The organism is Terrimonas ferruginea DSM 30193 (assembly GCF_000425585.1).
Classification (GTDB): domain Bacteria; phylum Bacteroidota; class Bacteroidia; order Chitinophagales; family Chitinophagaceae; genus Terrimonas; species Terrimonas ferruginea.
The window spans coordinates 207,422-226,478 of record NZ_KE384398.1; the positions used below are offsets into that span (position 1 = coordinate 207,422).

Genomic DNA, 19,057 nt, shown 5'->3' on the forward strand with positions numbered 1-19,057 from the left:
CGTTGTCATCCTGGTTTTATTCCGAGCTTTGGGCATGCTGCGTCTTCTTCCCATCAGTACCGCCGATCCGCATCGATTGCAGGCGTTGGCCAATAATACCGAGGTAGCCCGTTACCTGAAAGATGTGTTTCCCCATCCGTATACAATACAGGACGCAAACACATTTTTGCAGCTCGCGCAGAACAATGTCATGGGGCATTGCTTCGCGCTTCATGTTGCCGGTGAGTTTATCGGTGTGGGAAGCGTGCAGCCGCAGCAGGATATTCACCGGGCAAGTGGTGAAATCGGTTACTGGATCGGAGAACCATTTTGGGGAAAAGGCTACGGAACGATGGCCGTTCAGCAATTGGTGCATTTTGCTTTTACCGAAACAAAACTCACTCGTCTTTTCGCGGGTGTGTTCGGCAACAACCCCGCTTCCATGCGCATCCTGGAAAAAGCCGGGTTTACGAAAGAGGCCGTTTTCCGGCAGTCCATTATCAAACACGATGTGTTACTCGATGAACATGTCTTTACTTTACTAAAAACGGCGTATGTCAGGCAAGACGGACAATAACTGGATACAAAGACTGGCAGGCGAAGAAAGCACACCGGCCATCATCGATTTCCTGGTTAACCAACTCGACGGTTCTTCGCTCAATAGTTTGCTGCTGGAAGTATTTTCTCAGCGATTGAAACAAGAAACGCCGGCAGACTTGTTGCGCAGGTACAAAAACAACCGGCTGGTTCAACCTTCGTGCGCAGACCTGCTCCGGCTAAGAAGATTGGAAATGGATTTCCTGGAAATGGCTGCACAGAAACAAATAGCTCTTATTGAACTGTCAACCGCCGCCGCAGCGGGAACTTGTTCCCTTATGGGACCCGTTCATCAACACAAAATATTAACAGCTCTTCGCCAAACGGAAGTATTGGCGGATGCCACCAACTCGATGGCGCTGCACGATGCTTCCATCGCGCAGCGAAAGGAGATGCGTCATTATGCAACGGCAGCACGTTTGCTGCGCACGCCGCTTAGTGCCGTTAAAGGCCATTCGCCTCATTTCCTCGCCGGATGCCTTTTATCTGCAGGACCCGATAAGGGGGATTTTATTTTTGAAAAACAATCATTGCTACTACATCTGCAGTTGCTGGCAGATTTTCTACAACAAACCGGCAACCCCGTTACACGTTTCAAGCTGATCATCCGGAACAACATCGATCATGCAGAACGACTGACCAAAGCATGTGCTGATTTTATGGCAACCAGTCAATCGACACCGGTGGATTTAATCAACACCGATTCACCGCACGACTACTACAAGGGCTGTCAGTTCAAAGTATGTATTAAGATTGATGGGAACGAAATAGAAATAGCCGACGGTGGCTTTACAGATTGGAGTGCTTTGCTTTTGCAGGACAAGAAACAACGCACGCTGATCAGTGGATTGGGATTGGAGTATCTTTGCCATCTTACCGCGCAGGATGCTCAACGGAAAAGTCATATTTGAAAACGAAGTCCCTCCTTTTATCACCGTCAGTGAACCGTCACCGGCATTGGCAGAGATTGTCAGCTATTATTTCGAAATCGAAAAGCCGGGTAAAGATGGCGCATTGACTGCGCTTCCCGGCTTGCATACACTGCTCGCGGTACCCTTGCAGGAAACCAGGCGCAGCTTCACCGCTATTACCGGTAAACATTCTTTATTAAACGGTCCGCGGATATACGGATCGCTTACGCACGCAGGAAAAGCTTTTTATACAAAAGAAGCCCATGAATTTAGCATCAAGTTTCAGCCCGGTGTGCTTGCTCATCTGCTGCGAATGAAGCCTGCTCAATTGCAGAACAATCACCTGCCCGCGGAAAATTATTTCCCCAATAAATTTATTGCAGCCCTGCTTAACGGACCTTCTATGCAACAACGCATTGTTGTGGCGGAAAACTACCTGGCGGAAAAACTGAACGCGCGGCCCCTTCCTGCTAAAACTATACTTGTGCAACAGGCATTGCGCCGGATGAACAATGCGAGCGACGCGGGCACACCGGAATTGGCGGCACACCTTGCCCTGTCGATACCAACTTTGAACCGTTACTTCCGCGAGGTGCTCGGCTATTCGCCGCGGCAATGTTATAAGCTGCTGCGGTTCCGCCGGGCGCTGCAGGCCTACCGGCAACACGGCAGCAATTACGCTTACAGGCAAGCGGGCTATACGGACTTCTCACACTTTGCGCGCAATGCGCATGAACTCACGCGTCACAAACCGTCGATGCTCTGATCAATTCATCTGGAAAATCTGTATCAGGTTGCCGCAGGTATCGTCGAGTACGGCAATAGTAACAGCACCCGCATTGGCAGGCGGCATGGTGAACTTTACTCCTCTTTCCACCAACGTAGTGTAAACATGCTGTATATCGTCTACCTGGAAGGCTGTATAAGGAATGCCCAGCCGGACGAGCGCTTCGCGATAGGTTCTTGCTTCGGGCAATCCGGCCGGTTCGAGTACGATCTCGGGACCCGACTGCTCATCGGGAGCTACTACAGTCAGCCAGCGGTGTTCGCCAAGTGGAATTTCTGTTTTTTTGACAAAGCCTAATTTCTCCGTATAAAATGCAAGTGCCCTGTCCTGGTCATCAACGAGCACACTGGTAAGCCTGATCCTGAGCATAAGAATTATTTTAGCTCCGAAGTTCGGCTACCGTAGATAAAAGGAGCTATTCAAAATTGCTTTTCTCAAATTGTTTGCAGGGAGGTAATGGTTGTTTGCGTTTCCCTGCTGCAAATTGCACTGGGGAACAGCCATAATGCCTGCGGAATAATGTGCTGAACGAAGTCGTGCTTTCAAATCCCACTTCATGACAAACGTCCTGCACAGGCATTCCCTTTTCCAGTAAACGGCATGCGGCACCGATGCGCACCGATACCAGGTATTGATGAGGTGTGCGGCCATACAGGCGCCGGAACGCGCGGATAAAATAAAAAGGAGAAAGATGTGCAGCCAATGCAATGTCTTCGACACTCAACGGCTTTGCATAATGCATCCGGATATAAGCAGCGCCCCGCATGAGCTGCTCGCGCAATCCCTTCGGCGAGGTATACAATTTTTCGTGAGCGGTTATTGCTGCTGCGAAATAATTTTCATTACCGGATGACATGTTGCAAAGATACACGGGGGGCTTGCTCATGGCAAATGCCGGTCGCGGAAAAAAGCCCATATCAGCGCCGTTGCGTTTAATGCACGCGAAGGCTGATCGGCCCGCGCGTGGGGCAAACGCCCGCCGGGCCAGGAATGGCCTCCATCCGAAGTCAGGTAATACACAATGGCAGCCGTATCCTCCTGGTTTTTCCAGACGGTGCGCTTATACCCCGCCTCATCCGAGATCTCCCCGGCGGGATTACAATGATTGTATGCTACCCATTTCTGCAGGCCGTCCATAACAGGCGGAAAATAATAACCACCGAGGCCGGTACCGCCGGCTGGCGGAACTTTCGTATCCAATGCCGAATGAAAATGGATCAGCGGAACAGTCCTTACCGGTGCGCAGCCGGCTGTATAATCGGTTCCGCTGACCACGGCGGCAGCGGCTATTTTGTCCGATAGCTCACAGGCCAGCCGGTAAGCCATCATGCCGCCGTTGGACATGCCCGCGATATAAATGCGCCGCGCATCCACCCGCCAGTTATCCACCAGGTAAGTAATCAACAAACGAATGAAATTAACATCCGGTATCCTGTTCATAGTCGCTTCATGGCAGCAGCCTCCGGCATTCCAGGTACGTAGTGCCAGCGGGCCGTTGCTTTGCACGCCTTCGGGATAAACGGTGATGAACCCCGCCGTATCCGCCACTGACTGAAAGCCATAATCGCGCGCCGCCTGGGACGCCTTACCACCCGCACCGTGCAATACGATCAACAGCGGTCTCTTTGTTTCATCCGTATAATAATTTGCCGGAAGGTTCAACTGATAGGTTCTGTTCAAACCATCTGCTTTCAGTACCTGGTAATAAGTGTAAGCCGTATCGGCATCTCTCGTACAACCGGCTACATATAGCACCGAGAGCATTACAAGAATACCGGTTATCCATTTTTTCATCATAACCTGTTGATTACCCTTTTCTGTTACGCCATTCGGTTTTTGCTTTGTCCTTTCTCTCTTCCATAATGGCTTTATACTTTTTGTACTGTTCGGCAGACAAAACTTTTTTCATCGCTGCATCTTTATCTGCCTGAACGGATTTTGCGGCTTTCAGTTTGGCCATTTTGCTGCCTGCCTGCTGTACAGCTTCCTGCATTTTGCCGGCATACTTAAGATTGATATCGTATACTTCCTGGTACTGGGCACTGTCGCGCAGTGGCAGTTCGGTGTATAAATTATCGGTCTGTTTGCGTACACGTTCTTCCATTCCTCCGTCCACCTGTGCATGGGCACCTGCTGCTAAAAAAAACAAAGCAATCATGAAAAAAAACCGGCGGAAAGGTGTTGCAATGCTCATTCGTTGTTGCTGCATAAAATTTTGTTTTAATCAATAAAAATGATGGTAACTATCAGACCTGCCTGTTTACGGATCGTTTAATGACCGGAAAGGCTACCCGTAACTTAACCCGCACCAGGCGAGCCAGATAAGTAGCAGTGTGAGTACAATATTGAACACCAACAGGCAGCTACGATAATTCATGCGGCAATATGGCGATAACCATTTTTAAAAACAATCACTTTTGCAGGAAGCGGGCAACAAGGAAAGGGAAGCGGACGATTCACTACCTGGAATGTTGGAGCCATTTTAAAAAAAAGGTTGCTCGGGCCTTACTGACAATGATTGTTTCCGGAATTGGCACAGTCAACCGTACGATCAGTTTACGGGCGAAATAACGTTCTGCGTTGCGGATGGCTTTTCGGTTAACGATAAACTGACGATTGGCACGGCAGAACTGTTCCGGATCGAGCAGCTTTTCCATTTCGTCCAGCGTTGACTGGTAGGAAAAGTTATGTCCCTGCATGTCATAAAGCTGTACTGTTCCTTTAGTGAGATAGCAAAAAGCGATATCGCTGACGGGTAGCGGTATGATGCGTTCCCGCTCATTCACCAGCAATGTATTGCGCCGGGTAGAAAACATTTCCGTCTGCAGGCGGTTTATCCACTGGTCACCTGTAGTGAAAACCTGCCGCATATTGTTCAGTTTTCCGAGCGCCTCCTGCAATTTGGATAATGTCACCGGTTTGAGCAGATAGCTTACCGCACATGTATCAAAAGCCTGCAATACATATTCATCAAAGGCTGTGCAGAAAATTACCGGACAGGAGCAGGAAATGCGTTTAAACACATCGAGGGATAACCCGTCTGCCAGTTGTATATCTGCTATGATCAGATCGGGGCAAGGTTGCCCGTCAAACCACTCCATCGCCTGCTCTACCGACTCGAGGCGCATCATTACCTGTATAGCCGGATCTGCCAGCTTCAGCAGGTGCAGCAATTCATTTGCCGAACGGATTTCATCCTCCATGATCACCACTTTCATATTGCCAATGGAAGTTTTACGATAAAGAAATCGGTTGTCTGTTCGATAACGATATCTTTTCCGACAAGCAGGCGATAACGCTGCAGAATATTGGCCAGTCCCGTACCGGTTGACGGTACTACTGATTGTTTTGGCTGCAGTTTATTACAAACAACTACCCATCCGTCGACGAAAGATATGGATATAGGCAAAGGTTTACGCAAAGCGGTCACATTGTGCTTTACGGCATTTTCCACCAATAGCTGCAAGGTGAACGGAGGTATCCGGTGGTGCTGGTATTTTTCATGCACATCAATGGTTACCTGTATAGCATCACCCAGGCGGATCTGCAACAGATGAAGGTATGCACGTATAAAAGCTATTTCGTCCCGCAGCAGTGTCAGGTCACGGTCCTGGTATTGAAGCGCATAGCGGTATACCTGTGCCAATTGATCAACATATTCTTTTACGGGCATTTCCTGTGAGAGGGAGCTGAGGGTATTCAGGGTATTGAAAAGAAAATGCGGGCTGAGTTGTTCTTTTAGTGAGGCGAGCCGGGCCTGCAGTTGTGCCTGCCGGAGTTGCTCCATTTCTTCCCGTGCCTGCTGTTTCTCTTCTTCCAGGTGAAAATAACGGATAAGGAAATAAATAAGGACGCTGATCACCACACTACGTACGGAGATCACCGTCCGTCGCCGCATGATTTCAACAGGATCAATTGCAAGACCTTCCCGCACAAACCACCCGTACAGTAAATCATAAAAAAAGGAAATGCCGGCAACGACCATGATCACGGCAAATCCACCGAGATAGCGCCGCGCAGGCTTCCAGTATTTATGCAGCAATAACTGCATTTCCCAGGCCAGGAAACAATACGGCCATATATAGAGAAATGAATGAAGAAAAAGAGCCGGCGTGACAGCGCCATCGTTGGCCGCCAGGCGTGGCATCGATATCGTTAAAGCCACAGCCAATGATACCCAAATACCTTTTATCCGGTAGCGTCTTTCCATGCGCGAATGTAGCCATTCGGTAAACCCGGCTCACCGAATCCGGATAAAACGGGCAAAGCACTGTATCAAGCGGGCATTTTCAACACCGTTCATAGGATAATACGATCACGCCGGATTCAAAAACACGCGTAGAGGTAAGTTGCAGGTCGAGCATATCGGGTTGATAGCGGAACAAAGCTTTGCCCTGCCCCAGCAATACCGGATGAAGCCACAATACATAGCGATCTACCAAACGTTGCTGCATCAATGTACGTACAAGACTTCCGCTTCCGTATACGATCAGGTCGCGTCCGGGAGTTGCTTTGAGGCGGGTTATTTCTCTTTTCAAACCATTTTTCACGAAACGGGAATTGGGCCATTCGCCGTATTCCTGTGTGCGCGAGAAAACGACTTTGGGATAACGGTTCATCATTTCCGCGAAGGCAATGTCTTCACGCGGCACGGAAAGATCTGCCGCGCGCGCCGGCCAGTATTGCGACATAGCAGCATAGGTAACGCGGCCCAGCAGGATGGTATCGGCTTCGCTGAGTTGCACACCGATCAATCTCGACATCTCTTCATTCCAGTAGCGCAGGTGCCAGTCGAGTTCACATTGCGGTCCCGACATATAACCGTCGAGCGTTACGTTCATGGATACTACTAATTTTCGCATAATGGGGAAGGAGGTTTAAGGCATAAGGGGTAGGGTTAAACAGCCGCCCGACACTTCGGGCCGAAGCTTCGGGCCGAAGTGTCGGCCGTAAGTAATAAGTTTTAAGTATTAAGTTATAAGTAAACAGCCATTCACTATTCACTATTGACCATTCACCTGGAGAAGGAAGGCGTAAGGCCCGACACTTCGGGCTAAGGTGTAAGGTTAAACAGCCGCCCGACACTTCGGGCCGAAGTGTCGGGCGTAAGTAATAAGTTTTAAGTATTAAGTAAACAGCCATTCACTATTCACTATTGACCATTCACCATTCACGCCGCCAGCGACAACTGCCCCTCGCTTGTCGCTGCCAGTTTCTTGTGATAAAAAACATAAGACCCCACCCCAAGCAACACGGGAATAAAAACGAAAGCCCAATCCTGCACCGGATGGCCGGAGGCCCAAATAGAATAAATAGCCCCTGCGAGGTCGAAGAACAAACCCGCATAAGCCCACTCTTTAATCCGCGGATAACCCGGAATCAAAACGGCTATTACGCCGAGCGCTTTGGCAACACCCACAAACGGCAGCAGGTAAGTTGGCATTTGCATATCCTGAAAACCTTTCACGGCCAGTGGAGCAGAAATGATGTCGGGAATGGCAGAACCCAGCATCATGAAACAAAAGAGTCCGGTGAAAACCCAGTACAGAATTTTTGTCTTTTTCATGTCGAGCAGTTTTTGTTAGTTAAGATTTTTTTGACTTTTGACTTTTGACTTTTGACTTTTGACTTTTGACTTTTGACTTTTGACTTTTGACTTTTGACCCTTCGATAAACTCAGGGTAACACTTTTGACTTTTGACCCTTCGATAAACTCAGGGTAACACTTTTGACTTTGTAAAACTATTTCACCGCGGCAACTGTAAACCTGTGTGTTTGTGACTAAATAAGGGGTGATTTGCGACGCAGGCGGGCATGGCTTTTGCCGTCCTGCAATCGGCAGGTTTCATCCACCCCGAATCACGGATGGTCGGGTGCGGGTGATTGTGATAGAGTGCTTTAACCGGAAAAGACTAATTTAGGCTCGCCGCCTTTGCCCCGCTGAGGGGTTAATACCACCAGCCCTGTATAAAAGCTGTTGTATGCCAGTAAAACACATTTCCATTCTTGTACCGCAGGAAGCTGTTCCTGCCAGCATCGTAGACCCGCGCTATATGTTTACCGTGGTCAATCAGTTTTTCGAAGAAATGGGCGAAGCCCCTCCTTTCCACGTACAACTCATCGGACTGACCAATGAAGTGGTATTGAATAAAGGTTGCTTCAGCGTACATGCCGACAAACTGACCAAAGACATCACGAGCACCGATCTTATTATTATTCCCGCTATCAGTGGTGATATCCGGCAGACGGTTGAACTGAACGCGGCGTTTGTTCCATGGATAGTGGATCAATACAATCGCGGAGCGGAAGTGGCCAGCCTTTGCATTGGCGCTTTTCTGCTGGCGTCCACGGGTTTGCTCGAAGGACGTGAATGTTCTACTCACTGGATTTATGCCGATGAATTCCGGAAAATGTATCCGACAGTGAACCTGGTAGACGACCGTATCATCACCGAAGACCAGGGCGTGTATTCGAGCGGAGGAGCCGCTTCTTACTGGAATCTTTTGCTCTACCTGATCGAGAAATACACCAATCGTCAGATGGCGATCCGTGCGTCCAAATTTTTTGCCATAGAGATCGACCGCAAAAGCCAGTCGCCTTTTATCATGTTTAACGGGCAGAAGAAACACGAAGACGAACCGATCCGGCAGGCACAGGAGTTTATTGAGAAAAATGTATCGGAGAAAATATCCATCGATGAGCTGGCATTGCGTTATGCCATCGGCCGCCGTCATTTCGAACGCCGGTTCAAAAAAGCGACCAACAATACACCCGTGGAATATATTCAACGAGTAAGAATAGAAGCCGCAAAGAAAAAATTTGAGAATACCCGGCTCAATGTAAACGAGGTGATGTATGAAGTGGGCTATATAGATGTAAAAGCATTCCGCACCGTCTTCAAAAAGATTACCGGCCTTTCACCGGTCGAGTACCGGGGAAAATACAATAAGTCAATGGCCCGGGTTTAAGAATGTGAAAATGTGTAAGTGTGGAAATGTGTAAATGATCAAAAGGACGGAGCCCGGCACTGCAGCTATTACTTCCCGTCAAAGTAAATACTTCCGTGCCATCTTCCGTCCTTTTGACACCAGTCTTATGTATGTTTTATCAGTGCCTGAACCTGGTAACGGTAAACCAGCCAGCTGATGAACACCACCGCCAGGAATACCAGTACAAGAATCCAAAGACCATATCGGTCGAAATAATTTTTGTTCATTTTTATGAAGCTAAAGCAATCGTTCAGCAAATAAACGATCTGCAACGCAACAGCACGTTACACAAGGCGTTACAAAACGTTACAAGTGCCTTTTTTCCCGGAAATAATTAAAAAAATGGGGAGAAATCAGATGCCCGCGGCCAGTTCTTCCAACCGTTGGTCTTCGGGCAGGTCTGCTTTTTTGCGGAGGCGATGCCAGGTAACGCGGATGGCCTGCGGAGTGATGCCGAGTGCAGCAGCCATTTCTTTCGGCGAAAGATTGAGCCGGGCCAGGGCCATGAGCCGGATTTCGGCCGGTGTGATACCCGGGATTTTTTCGTTTAACCGCTGCAGGTATCCGCGGTGCACTTTTTCAAATAATTCGCGGAAGCGGCCCCAGTCGGCGCCGGTGAGGATGATGCTTTTTTCGAGTTCCTCTACCAGGCTGCTGTGACCATATTGATTTTCCATGGCCTCGATCAACTGATTTTTCTCTCCGATATGACGGGCAAAATCATCGAGTTGCTGTTTGGCCGTGGTCAGTTCTTTTTCAGCTTCCGCCAACTGAAGATCACGCACGATTTTTTCCTGGCGGTAACGAAGCTGCCGGTTGCGGTACAGATAAATACCGATCAGCAACAGCAGCAGCAGGCTCGCCAGCGCGATGTAAAACCGGAATGCAAGCCGCTGTTTTTTCTGTTCTACCTCGTTGAGTTTTTCTTTTTGCTGAGCCAACGCATCTTTCTGCACGGCGCGCGCCATCAGCAACCCGCTGAAATGCTGATGCAGGCTATCGCGTATTAACAAAGAAGAATCGAGGTAACGCGCCGCCATGTCCGCATTTCCCTGCAATGAATATTTACGGACGAGCAAAGGATACAATTCCTGCAACAAGTCCAACGGTGAACGGGCCAACTGCGTATACCGCTGTACCGAGTCGAGTGAAGCGATGGCCAATGGATTTTTCTGCCGGAAATAAACAGCCGTGAGCGGCAATTGACAGCGCGCTGCGAGGTTCATATCACCAGCTTCCAACGCTTCCTTCACACCGGTTTGTAATAAGGGAATTGCTTTATCGTCTTCCGAACGCAGGTAGGCATTATACCCAAGCCCGCAGGATGCAATACCGTTCCAGATAGAAGCCTTATACGATTGATCATATGCCTGTAAACGATGAAAGTAATGATCGGAAGAATCAAGCTGGTTCAGGGCACGGTAACAAAACCCAAGGTTGTTCAGCGAATGACGATAGCTATATACCTGCAAGTCTCCTTTAGGTTCACGGATTTCAGGCACCTGTTTATAATATGTTATAGCTGATGGATAATCGCGGAAGAAGAAGTATGCATTGCCGATATGAAACAGCATCTGCATTTTATCCGGAAATGACGCCACGGTTAGTGGTTGCAGCACGCGCTCCAATTCACGATAAGTACGCAATGCCATTTCGTATTGCTGATCGTTGGTCCAGTAAAATTCAGCAAGGAGATCGAGCGCTTTGGCTTCTTCTTCTACACAGTTGGCCTGAATCGCCCTGCTGCGGATACGATGCAATTCGCCGGTAATGCGATGCCCGACCATGTTCCTGTCGTACCGGAAAAGATAAAAGATGGTGTACAGATCGGCCTCCAATTCGAGCGCCTGGTCACCGGCTTTTGCTGCTGCCGAACGCAATTGGTCTGCAAGTTTAAATGCACTTACCGAATCGGGTTGATAATGTATTTCATCGCCTTTTTTCCAGAGCCATGCCGCGCGCTCGGCATATTTTTTATTGAGCATGGCATTGTCCTCCTGCGCCAACGCAGGCAACGAAACGAGGAAACAACAAAACAACAGACTGAAGACGGCAGTTCGTCGATGGATCGAGCGGAACATGCAATAAAAATACGTCAAAATGAATCAACGACCGGAGAAATGCGCCGCAACATCTGTGACAAAAAATCCTCCCAAGTGGGAGGATGAAAAAGATCAACTGTTTTCTTTTCGTTTCTTAGAAGCTTCTTCCTCACTTTCCGAGTCGTTCTCTTCTGCTTCTTCTTTAATGCCCTGTACGATGGAAGACACAGGTCCTTCCATATTTTCCTGCGGATCGGTCTCTTCGGTGTTTTCTTTTTTCTTCTCTTCGGGTTTGTTTTTTTCTGTATTCATGACAATCGTTTCCGTACAATGTCCAAATTCCAGGCCACGATGCCGGTTATCAGAAGGTGTAACGGATGCCAACACCTGCAGTAACCGCGTTTACAGGGTGACGGTCTTTGCCCGTGTACCAGCGCTGAAGCTGATCGCCGTTATTGATCGAGTAATTATATACACGGCGGTATTCGGGTGCTGCGCCGGTAAATCCTGTACGAAACCCCAGCGACCAGGCCGTATTCAGGTGATAAGTGAGTTCCAGTCCGGCCGACCAGCCAAATGTAACGCCGGGACTTACTTTGTCCGTCTGCGCTTTGACCTGGTAAACAGGCATACCTCCACCGGGATTGGACGTGGAAGTAGCATCGTAACCGGCGGCAGGTACGGTCACCTTTGCGGCGCCGCCCAATACGCGGAACTCCAGGTCAAGTTTTGAAGAAAGCAGCAAGCTGTATTGCGCACCGGCAAAGGCGTTCAGAACCTTCCAGGCATCCCCCCATGTACTCAGATCCTGATTAAATCCCTGCTCACTGAGCGATCGTTTCTTTTCGTCCATATCCTGTCCGTGGCTGCGATAGCCAAGGTCCAGTAATACTGCCCAGTTACGTGAAAGGCGATAGCCACCTGTAAGTGATACGGCTATGCCTGTTTGGGCCCAACCTTTCCGTTCTGTTGCGGTATTGGGGTTCTCCTGGGTTTTGCTGGCAAAACCACTGACGGGAATAGCGGCCTGCGGGGTGATCTCCATAAAAAAACGGGAACTCGTTTGCTGGGCTTGCACATTCAAAATAAAACAACCGGCAACGGTGAATAAGACAAGGTGACGAAGCATGAGGTTGGTTTTTTGTAGAAATAATACCCGAATATATCACCATCCGCACAAACATAAAACGGTGTGTCTGCAAACGGTAAAGTCATATCTGCGAACGGAGGTCTTACGCCAGGATTGTATATCGCGCAGGGATAGCAACGGAAATCCCGCAGCAGCTTGCTGCTGCGGATTGGAGAGAATAGCCCGGCCCCGCATCGCGGGGGCGCGCACAAAAAAATGGGGCACCTCGCGGCGCCCCACCATTTTCATAGAAACAGGTAATGGTTATTATTCGCTCCTGATAACTTTTGACTGGAATATTTTCTCACCATGTTTGTTGATCACATTCAGCAAATAGCTACCGTTGTTGTACCTGGAAAAGTCGACATCGGTCTGGTAGCTGGTCGCCTGCCAGGTTTGCAGCAACTGTCCGGTGATGCTGTATAACTGGATAAGTTCTCCTCCATTCAGACCACGGATGGTGTAATTGTTACGAACAGGATTGGGAAAGGCAACAATTCCTTTTTCGCTGCAATTGATGTTGACGGCAATGGCCGGGCTGTATTGAAAGCGGCTGTCGCGGTCGAGCAATCGCAGGCGATAGAAATATTTACCTGCTGGCAGATCAGTATTGCTATACGTATAATGCTCGCGATACTGATCGTAGGCTACTGCACCCAGTGCAGTATAGCTAATACCATCACTGCTTCGTTCAATTTCAAACTTGTCGAAATTGGTAGCGTCGGTTGCTCTCCAGCGCAGCGTGAGACTATTGCACCGATCAAGGTGGGCGGTAAAGCTTTCCAGTTTTACCGGAATGGGGATCAGCCAGGCGATGGAGTATGCCGCCGAACTCCCCACCACGCCGGTTGCATCACGGAAAGCATAGTTGAAAGTGATAGCTGTGGCGCCGTTGGTAATGGCCGTGACGGAAAGTAATGCGGGATTGAAACCGGTGATCACCTGGTTGAGTGTAACGATCGCACCATTATACCGCAACACACCATTGGCAGGAAGCTGCGTGATCAAAATAGGATTGGCATTTGTCATGGCACCATCTTCAGGATCATTTCCTGTTACATTCTGTGTGAAGGTGCCAGCAGGAATAGTAGTACCCGAAGGCTGCGGAATGATCTGTGATTTAGGATCGGCGGTTGGGGGACGTTGCATGCCAAAGTTAACGCCTGTTACGTTTGTACTGCTGACAGTAATGGACGTAAGACCATCAGCAGGTGTGGCATCGGTGGAAGCTACGTTTACATATCCTGCCGGCGTGGTAACACCTACCACATAGCTGCCCGGTACGATGTTGGCAAAGCTATACGTGCCATTAGCCGCGGTGAACGTTGTGCCCAGCACAGTTGTACCATTGCCGGCATAGAGCGTAACGGTAACGCCTGCCATTGGTGTGCCGTTGGGCACACCTCCATCGATATCGTTGAACACTGTACCACTCACGGTTACGGGCGGATTAACGGTGACAGAGATTGTGGCTACGTTGCTCACGGCACCGGCAAGGTCGGTAACGGTATAACTGACCGGTGTGGGTGTGCCGGTAAATCCACCGAGTGGCGTAAAAGTAACGGCACCGGTAGTGCTGTTCAGCGACCAGGAGCCTTGTCCGGGCACGGTGAATCCTGTAACATCACCCTGCGCATCGGTGGTGATACCTGTTGCACCGGAAGGAGCGATAAGTGTAATGCTGTCGGGGTTGAGTGTAAGGCCGTCGTATTCGGTATCGTTAGCCAATATATTGGGTACGGTAGCGGGCAGTCCGGGTGTGACACCTGATATATTATCGTTCACCGCGATGGGTGGTCGTTGTATACCGAAATTAATATTGGTAACGGCAGTTCCGGCAACGGTAAATACGGCGCTGACACCGTTGACCAGCGGATCGCGTCCGGTATTGGGTGTACCATTGAACTCACCGGTATTGGCCCATCCTGCCGGTAGAGCTTCTGCGGGTTTTGTGGCACCCTGTGTGCCCGCAGTAGTACTAAGGCTCATCGTATAACTGCCCTCGCCAATTGCCGGAATAGTATAAGTGCCATCTGTAGCAACAGGTGAACTGGCCACTACCCGACCACTGGCATCGACCAGGTTGGCAAACATTCCCGAAGGCACCAGGTTGGCAGAACCGCTACTATTATTAACGTTGCCGCCGTTGGGATCGTTGAACACATTACCGGATACGCTTACGGGAGCCTGCAGGCTGATACCGAAAAGTATCGCGTCGCCTGCCACACCCTGTAATGCAGTAGATCCGCCACCGGGAATAAATCCTGATTGAAAGGCATACTTCACTATGTTGCCGTTGGTGGCTGGCGTGGTGGTGCCGGTAGCCAATGTTATGAGGCCGCCATCGCCTTGCAGGTAAAGGCGGAAAGAAAGTGTGGTGATGTTTGTACCGATCACGGCTACGCTGCCGCTGGCACCAAAACGCGTAACACCGCCAACTGCCGCACCAGCGGTACTGGCGCCTTTAACAGTGGAATTGTTGCGGATACTGGTACCTCCTGCAATCACGAAATTGCTGCTGCCGGATAATCTTGATAAGGTGACACCTGTGGTAAGCAGATCAAGATCCATGGAATAGCCCAAAGTATAAAAACGTTGTACACCACCCGTGGTCACATTGTAAGAAGTGGAGGCGCCGATGCCGGCCAATTGCAATACCGGATTACTGACCGGGCGACTGAAGGCAATGGTAAGGTCTGCATAATGAAAGCGGCCGGTTGTACTGGGCTGGTTACCTGCGGCATCGATCAGTGCATCGGTGTAAGCCATAAGATTGATAGCACGATGCGTGGTAACATCGATGCCCGTACCCGCAGCGCAGGTGTTGCAGGCTGTGAATTGATTGCTGACGGCACCGCCAAAAGTATTCATCAGGTTATACACCGGGTCGCCGGGTGCGGGCGAGTTGACAGTAGTACTAACGGTAGCACCGAAAACGGTACCGGGCGTACCTGCATTGCCTTCGATGTTGGCATACTGCTGATTGCTGATCCGGTAGGTTGCTGTTATGGCCGGTGTGAATGCTGTGGTAGCATTGGTATACATTGTAACAGCCTGGTTGGTTGTTACCGGTCCGGTAGTAGCGGGACCGCCACCCGGAGAAGTACCTAATAAACTGATGGTGGTTTGTGCACCGGCAGTAACAGCCGTTGTGCAAAAAAACAGTAACAGTAAAAATCGGAAAGGGTAAAACTGTGTTTTCATAAAGTACGGGGGATTTAGAGCGAGTGATTCAGTAAGTATCACTCATGGATTAAAGCATTGTGTACGGATCATTCGTGAAAAACTTTCATGGTTAGCGGTTTGGTTGTGTCAGCTGTCCGTCGGTTGGTAAATGGTTGATCTGAAGAAACTGGTCCGCGCTGAAGATGCAGCAATCCCCACAGATACGCATCCACCGCAAGCGGTGGTTTTAAAAAAATGAACTTTTTTATGCTGAATTATTCTCATTGCAGCTGATTAGTTTGGTTAAGGAAAATAACTACCCGTTTGCCTGATACGGTACATCAGACATTACGATGAATGTTTATCCGTCGCGTAAATACGCGCGGAACTTTTACTATGTGGTGGCGGATTGGAAACATCTTCTGCCGACAGCTGCAGAAATCATTTCCGGCGCAGGAGCAATAAAAAAATACAACAGGAAATGGCTTTGGTTTGGTCCTGTGTAAATGCTCTTGCCGATACTACAAACACTGGCTTCTCATATAAGTAGTAGTAGTTGTGGAAATTGGCAAGCGATGCTTAACCAATTGTATATTTTAAAATTAGCGTCATACCCTCAAACGGCCAATAAGTGTTAAGTAGTAATTAGGAGATTCTAATATGCAGCCTTATTGTATTAAAAAAAATTACCGCATATAAGCGGTAATCATTAAGCAGATAAGGAGATAACAAACGGTCTGTTTAAAAATTTTCATTTAACCATTTGAGCTGGTTATAGCTGTTTAGAAATTTCAAGCGAAGATCGAGCAGTTTCTGCTCGGCTTCGAGTAATTTATTTTCGCGTGAGTTGATCAGAAACATCGAGCTCTCGCCGTTTCGAAACAGGGTTTCCTCTGCATTCAGCAATTTGCGGTAGTTACCAATGTTCTGTTGTGCGATATCGATCTGTCGTTTATAGTTAAGTACTTCATTTCGCGTTGCGGTAATTTTTGCTGTTAACTCCTGCTGCTTATAATTAGCATCCAGCCTGTTTTGCCTGATTTTCACTTTCGCTATTTCATAACCGGCCCTCGCCTGTCGCAGAAATAACGGAATTTCCAGCTTCAATCCATACTGATAGTTATCGGTGAACAGCGGAAAATAAGCAGCGCGATAATTTTCTTTATTAAAAAAATTATAGGTGAAGTCCAGCTTGGGCAGAAAACTTTGAAACTTCAACCTGCGCTCACTCTCCAGGATGTTTTGCTTTTGAAAATAATATTGCAGCGCCGCGTGCTGGGTAATGGTTTGATTTTCGATCTGGAGCAACATGGCTGAATAATCATCATAGGCCTTGCTGCCGGTAATTTTATCAACAGGTATAATCATTGAGCTGATATCGTAGGGCTGTTGGTCTTCTTTCCACAGGAATAAAGACAACTCCTGCGTAGCTTTTACAAACTTCAGGTAGGCATCTTCCATCTGCAGTTCAAAACTTTGCAATTGCGACAATGCTTCGGTGGTGTCGATGGCGGCACGCTCGCCGTACTCATAGGTTTTGCGTATGAATTGTAAACGTTGCTGGTTGATGGAGAAGGTCTGCCTTTGTAATTGATAAGCATCATAACATTTCACCCATTCCCAATAAGCATTATCGGCATCAAGTAGCAGTTGGTTGGTGAGCAGGCGTTGTTCCACCTCCGTCATCTGCAGGCCGAACCTCGCCTGGTCGAGCAATGCCCTCCTTCTGTCGTACAATAAGTTTTTGGCAAGCGGCAACGTGATACCGAATTGATACAAACCTCCCCTTGTATCGCTGTTGTTGAGTTTATCGCCTTCCAGGTTGGTATAGTTGCCATTGAGCTCGATGCCGTACCAGGTAGGTATACCGAGACCGATATTTTTTTCTTCGTAATAATTGAGTGCGTCGATTGTCTTCGATCCTGTTTTTGCCTGGAGCATAGGATCAAATTCGCCACGGGCCGCTTGTATTTCCGCCGTCGCTATTTGTGTCTGCAAACGGTAGCGGAAGGCCAGCGGGTGATAATTCTTTACGATGGCCAGGAACTCATTGTGCGCCAGGCGCAAGGTATCCTGAGCCGTGACAATATGACTAACCAGCAGCAGTAGCAGGAGCAAGCTGCCTTTATTTAGATTTTTCATTGCCTGAACCGGATTTATCAGTGGACACGGTGTAATAATCGGGAGGGAATCCGTTGATATTTCTCCATAACTCGTACCATACCGGCACATCGTTGAGAATGGCGATGGCCTGCACGCCTGCGCCCATTTTTATCTGGGGCGGCCAGGGCTTCTTGCCTTTTTCTTCCACCACCAAAGCTTTGAAAAGTCCGTTTGTTGTGATGTTACTTTCCACCGCTATTACTTTGCCGGCGAAGATGCCGTAGCTGGTGTTGGGCCATCCGGAAAAAACGATGGCGGGAAATCCGTCGAACACGCACATCACTTTCTGACCGGGTTTCACCAATGGCAGATCAACGGGTTTGATAAAGATTTCCACCGCATAGTTCACATGTGCCGGCACGATGGAACCAATACTTTCGCCGTCTTTTAAAATTTCACCTATGCCTGCTTTGTTGAGCTGCACCACCTGTCCGTCCTGTGATGCGATTACAAAATAAAGTCCCTGACGTATCTTATAATTGGTCATCTGGTTTTCCAACTTCACAATATCGCCGGTGCTGCTTTCGATCTGGCCCATACTCTGGAACCGTTCACCCTGTATTTTGCTGAGCTTTTCTGTATAGTCCTGCACCGTGGCATTTTGCTCGAGGTTCACGGTGATGAGCTCCTGTTGTGTTTGTGCCAATTTGTTTTCGGCAGCGGTCTTTTTGGCCAGGGCGTTCTGATATGAAACGCTTCTTTGCTGAAACTGTGTCAATGAAACCAATCCTTCGTCGTACATTTTTTTCTGGCGCTCGTATTGATCGCCGGATAATTTCAGCTCATTGGTTGCCGCTTCCAGTTCTGCCTGTTCTGCAGCGAGTTTATTATTAAGCTGGCCGAGTTTCACTTTCAATTGCTGTAATTTCAACTCCCTTGAGCTGTTCAATGCAGCGAGCTGTGCTTCGGTGGTACCTACTTTAGCTTCGTAATAATTCCTGACACCTTTTTTTGCGTCAACCTGTTGCTGTGTCCGGTCTACCAGCATCGGGTCCATATAATCTTCTTTTACTTCCGTGAGTTGTACAATGGTATCTCCCTTCTTCACGAAATCTCCGTTTTTCACATACCACCGGACGATGCGGCCGGGGATGGGTGAATTCAATTGTTGGGGTCGTTGCTCCTGGTATAAAGTGGTTACGGTGCCTTTGGCCTTTACATTCTGCGTCCAGGGCAGGAATAAAATGACCACACCCACGGCAAGGAAAAAATAAAACCAGCGTTTCACCCGTGAGCCGCGGTGTACGTGGTAAATGTTTTCAAATGATTGGAGTTTCATATTGTCAGCATTATAG

Annotated in this window: 20 protein-coding genes; 4 read left to right on the forward strand and 16 right to left on the reverse strand. The window is 48.7% G+C overall.

Translation table 11 applies throughout. From position 1 onward, the window contains the following. The first annotated feature begins 34 nt into the window (after positions 1-34). Genes H608_RS0113010 through H608_RS0113020 form a run of 3 tightly spaced genes read left to right on the forward strand, consistent with a single transcriptional unit; the run spans position 35 to position 2,253 of the window. Positions 35-556 (forward strand): GNAT family N-acetyltransferase, encoded by a 522-nt coding sequence (locus H608_RS0113010; protein ID WP_038008513.1) that lies wholly within the window; start codon positions 35-37, stop codon positions 554-556. Next, complete coding sequence (locus H608_RS0113015) at positions 534-1,487, forward strand: hypothetical protein (protein ID WP_028788058.1); 954 nt, start codon at positions 534-536, stop codon at positions 1,485-1,487. The genes H608_RS0113010 and H608_RS0113015 overlap by 23 nt, the downstream gene beginning before the upstream one ends. After that, positions 1,462-2,253 carry an AraC family transcriptional regulator gene (locus tag H608_RS0113020; RefSeq protein ID WP_028788059.1) on the forward strand — a complete coding sequence of 264 codons (792 nt, stop codon included), beginning with the start codon at positions 1,462-1,464 and terminating at the stop codon, positions 2,251-2,253. Before H608_RS0113015 ends, H608_RS0113020 begins: the two co-directional genes overlap by 26 nt. Here the strand turns inward: H608_RS0113020 and H608_RS0113025 are convergent, their stop codons facing one another. The 8 genes from H608_RS0113025 to H608_RS0113060 all read right to left on the reverse strand — a co-directional run bounded on the left by H608_RS0113025 (position 2,254) and on the right by H608_RS0113060 (position 7,840). Further along, complete coding sequence (locus tag H608_RS0113025; RefSeq protein WP_028788060.1) at positions 2,254-2,643, reverse strand: VOC family protein; 390 nt, start codon at positions 2,641-2,643, stop codon at positions 2,254-2,256. A 46-nt stretch (positions 2,644-2,689) separates the two neighbouring features. Beyond that, positions 2,690-3,130 carry an AraC family transcriptional regulator gene (locus H608_RS22310; RefSeq protein ID WP_051268288.1) on the reverse strand — a complete coding sequence of 147 codons (441 nt, stop codon included), beginning with the start codon at positions 3,128-3,130 and terminating at the stop codon, positions 2,690-2,692. A 26-nt stretch (positions 3,131-3,156) separates the two neighbouring features. Then, on the reverse strand, positions 3,157-4,071 hold the full coding sequence (locus H608_RS22315) for an extracellular catalytic domain type 1 short-chain-length polyhydroxyalkanoate depolymerase (RefSeq protein ID WP_081658888.1): 915 nt from the start codon (positions 4,069-4,071) through the stop codon (positions 3,157-3,159). Between the two features lie 10 nt (positions 4,072-4,081). After that, on the reverse strand, positions 4,082-4,483 hold the full coding sequence (locus H608_RS0113040; RefSeq protein ID WP_155990161.1) for a hypothetical protein: 402 nt from the start codon (positions 4,481-4,483) through the stop codon (positions 4,082-4,084). A gap of 250 nt (positions 4,484-4,733) precedes the next feature. Beyond that, positions 4,734-5,492: a LytR/AlgR family response regulator transcription factor gene (locus tag H608_RS0113045; RefSeq protein ID WP_028788062.1), complete on the reverse strand. Its 759-nt coding sequence runs from the start codon at positions 5,490-5,492 to the stop codon at positions 4,734-4,736. Next, positions 5,489-6,484: a sensor histidine kinase gene (locus H608_RS22320; protein ID WP_051268292.1), complete on the reverse strand. Its 996-nt coding sequence runs from the start codon at positions 6,482-6,484 to the stop codon at positions 5,489-5,491. The genes H608_RS0113045 and H608_RS22320 overlap by 4 nt, the downstream gene beginning before the upstream one ends. A gap of 79 nt (positions 6,485-6,563) precedes the next feature. Beyond that, positions 6,564-7,136, reverse strand: coding sequence for a dihydrofolate reductase family protein (locus H608_RS0113055; protein WP_028788063.1), 573 nt, complete (start codon positions 7,134-7,136; stop codon positions 6,564-6,566). Positions 7,137-7,444: 308 nt separating this feature from the next. Continuing rightward, positions 7,445-7,840 (reverse strand): DoxX family protein, encoded by a 396-nt coding sequence (locus tag H608_RS0113060; protein WP_028788064.1) that lies wholly within the window; start codon positions 7,838-7,840, stop codon positions 7,445-7,447. Between the two features lie 415 nt (positions 7,841-8,255). On the opposite strand from H608_RS0113060, the gene H608_RS0113065 reads away from it, so the two are divergent. Then, entirely contained in the window at positions 8,256-9,242 is a 987-nt protein-coding gene (locus H608_RS0113065) for a GlxA family transcriptional regulator (protein WP_038008409.1), read from the forward strand. 125 nt (positions 9,243-9,367) lie between these two features. Here the strand turns inward: H608_RS0113065 and H608_RS24840 are convergent, their stop codons facing one another. The 8 genes from H608_RS24840 to H608_RS0113110 all read right to left on the reverse strand — a co-directional run bounded on the left by H608_RS24840 (position 9,368) and on the right by H608_RS0113110 (position 19,041). Further along, a complete protein-coding gene (locus H608_RS24840; protein WP_281169179.1) occupies positions 9,368-9,490 on the reverse strand; it encodes a hypothetical protein in 123 nt (40 codons plus the stop codon). Between the two features lie 126 nt (positions 9,491-9,616). Continuing rightward, on the reverse strand, positions 9,617-11,344 hold the full coding sequence (locus H608_RS0113075; RefSeq protein ID WP_155990162.1) for a tetratricopeptide repeat protein: 1,728 nt from the start codon (positions 11,342-11,344) through the stop codon (positions 9,617-9,619). Between the two features lie 93 nt (positions 11,345-11,437). Further along, positions 11,438-11,617 (reverse strand): hypothetical protein, encoded by a 180-nt coding sequence (locus H608_RS0113080; protein WP_028788067.1) that lies wholly within the window; start codon positions 11,615-11,617, stop codon positions 11,438-11,440. Positions 11,618-11,666: 49 nt separating this feature from the next. Further along, the gene (locus H608_RS0113085) at positions 11,667-12,434 is read right to left on the reverse strand and encodes a hypothetical protein (RefSeq protein WP_028788068.1); all 768 of its coding nucleotides are present in this window, start codon (positions 12,432-12,434) and stop codon (positions 11,667-11,669) included. A 36-nt stretch (positions 12,435-12,470) separates the two neighbouring features. Then, positions 12,471-12,683, reverse strand: a complete 213-nt coding sequence (locus H608_RS24395) for a hypothetical protein (RefSeq protein WP_155990163.1) — start codon at positions 12,681-12,683, stop codon at positions 12,471-12,473. Positions 12,684-12,701: 18 nt separating this feature from the next. Then, a complete protein-coding gene (locus tag H608_RS0113090; protein ID WP_028788069.1) occupies positions 12,702-15,638 on the reverse strand; it encodes an SdrD B-like domain-containing protein in 2,937 nt (978 codons plus the stop codon). A 702-nt stretch (positions 15,639-16,340) separates the two neighbouring features. Continuing rightward, a complete protein-coding gene (locus tag H608_RS0113105) occupies positions 16,341-17,741 on the reverse strand; it encodes a TolC family protein (RefSeq protein ID WP_028788070.1) in 1,401 nt (466 codons plus the stop codon). Then, the gene (locus H608_RS0113110) at positions 17,725-19,041 is read right to left on the reverse strand and encodes an HlyD family secretion protein (RefSeq protein ID WP_028788071.1); all 1,317 of its coding nucleotides are present in this window, start codon (positions 19,039-19,041) and stop codon (positions 17,725-17,727) included. The genes H608_RS0113105 and H608_RS0113110 overlap by 17 nt, the downstream gene beginning before the upstream one ends. Between the last annotated feature and the right edge of the window lie 16 nt (positions 19,042-19,057).

Coding starts and splice junctions, on each gene's coding strand:
- H608_RS0113010 (WP_038008513.1), top strand. CDS start 35: ATGCTGCGTCTTCTTCCCATCAGTACCGCCGATCCGCATCGATTGCAG.
- H608_RS0113015 (WP_028788058.1), top strand. CDS start 534: ATGTCAGGCAAGACGGACAATAACTGGATACAAAGACTGGCAGGCGAA.
- H608_RS0113020 (WP_028788059.1), top strand. CDS start 1,462: ATGCTCAACGGAAAAGTCATATTTGAAAACGAAGTCCCTCCTTTTATC.
- H608_RS0113025 (WP_028788060.1), bottom strand. CDS start 2,643: ATGCTCAGGATCAGGCTTACCAGTGTGCTCGTTGATGACCAGGACAGG.
- H608_RS22310 (WP_051268288.1), bottom strand. CDS start 3,130: ATGTCATCCGGTAATGAAAATTATTTCGCAGCAGCAATAACCGCTCAC.
- H608_RS22315 (WP_081658888.1), bottom strand. CDS start 4,071: ATGATGAAAAAATGGATAACCGGTATTCTTGTAATGCTCTCGGTGCTA.
- H608_RS0113040 (WP_155990161.1), bottom strand. CDS start 4,483: ATGCAGCAACAACGAATGAGCATTGCAACACCTTTCCGCCGGTTTTTT.
- H608_RS0113045 (WP_028788062.1), bottom strand. CDS start 5,492: ATGAAAGTGGTGATCATGGAGGATGAAATCCGTTCGGCAAATGAATTG.
- H608_RS22320 (WP_051268292.1), bottom strand. CDS start 6,484: ATGGAAAGACGCTACCGGATAAAAGGTATTTGGGTATCATTGGCTGTG.
- H608_RS0113055 (WP_028788063.1), bottom strand. CDS start 7,136: ATGCGAAAATTAGTAGTATCCATGAACGTAACGCTCGACGGTTATATG.
- H608_RS0113060 (WP_028788064.1), bottom strand. CDS start 7,840: ATGAAAAAGACAAAAATTCTGTACTGGGTTTTCACCGGACTCTTTTGT.
- H608_RS0113065 (WP_038008409.1), top strand. CDS start 8,256: ATGCCAGTAAAACACATTTCCATTCTTGTACCGCAGGAAGCTGTTCCT.
- H608_RS24840 (WP_281169179.1), bottom strand. CDS start 9,490: ATGAACAAAAATTATTTCGACCGATATGGTCTTTGGATTCTTGTACTG.
- H608_RS0113075 (WP_155990162.1), bottom strand. CDS start 11,344: ATGTTCCGCTCGATCCATCGACGAACTGCCGTCTTCAGTCTGTTGTTT.
- H608_RS0113080 (WP_028788067.1), bottom strand. CDS start 11,617: ATGAATACAGAAAAAAACAAACCCGAAGAGAAGAAAAAAGAAAACACC.
- H608_RS0113085 (WP_028788068.1), bottom strand. CDS start 12,434: ATGCTTCGTCACCTTGTCTTATTCACCGTTGCCGGTTGTTTTATTTTG.
- H608_RS24395 (WP_155990163.1), bottom strand. CDS start 12,683: ATGAAAATGGTGGGGCGCCGCGAGGTGCCCCATTTTTTTGTGCGCGCC.
- H608_RS0113090 (WP_028788069.1), bottom strand. CDS start 15,638: ATGAAAACACAGTTTTACCCTTTCCGATTTTTACTGTTACTGTTTTTT.
- H608_RS0113105 (WP_028788070.1), bottom strand. CDS start 17,741: ATGAAAAATCTAAATAAAGGCAGCTTGCTCCTGCTACTGCTGCTGGTT.
- H608_RS0113110 (WP_028788071.1), bottom strand. CDS start 19,041: ATGAAACTCCAATCATTTGAAAACATTTACCACGTACACCGCGGCTCA.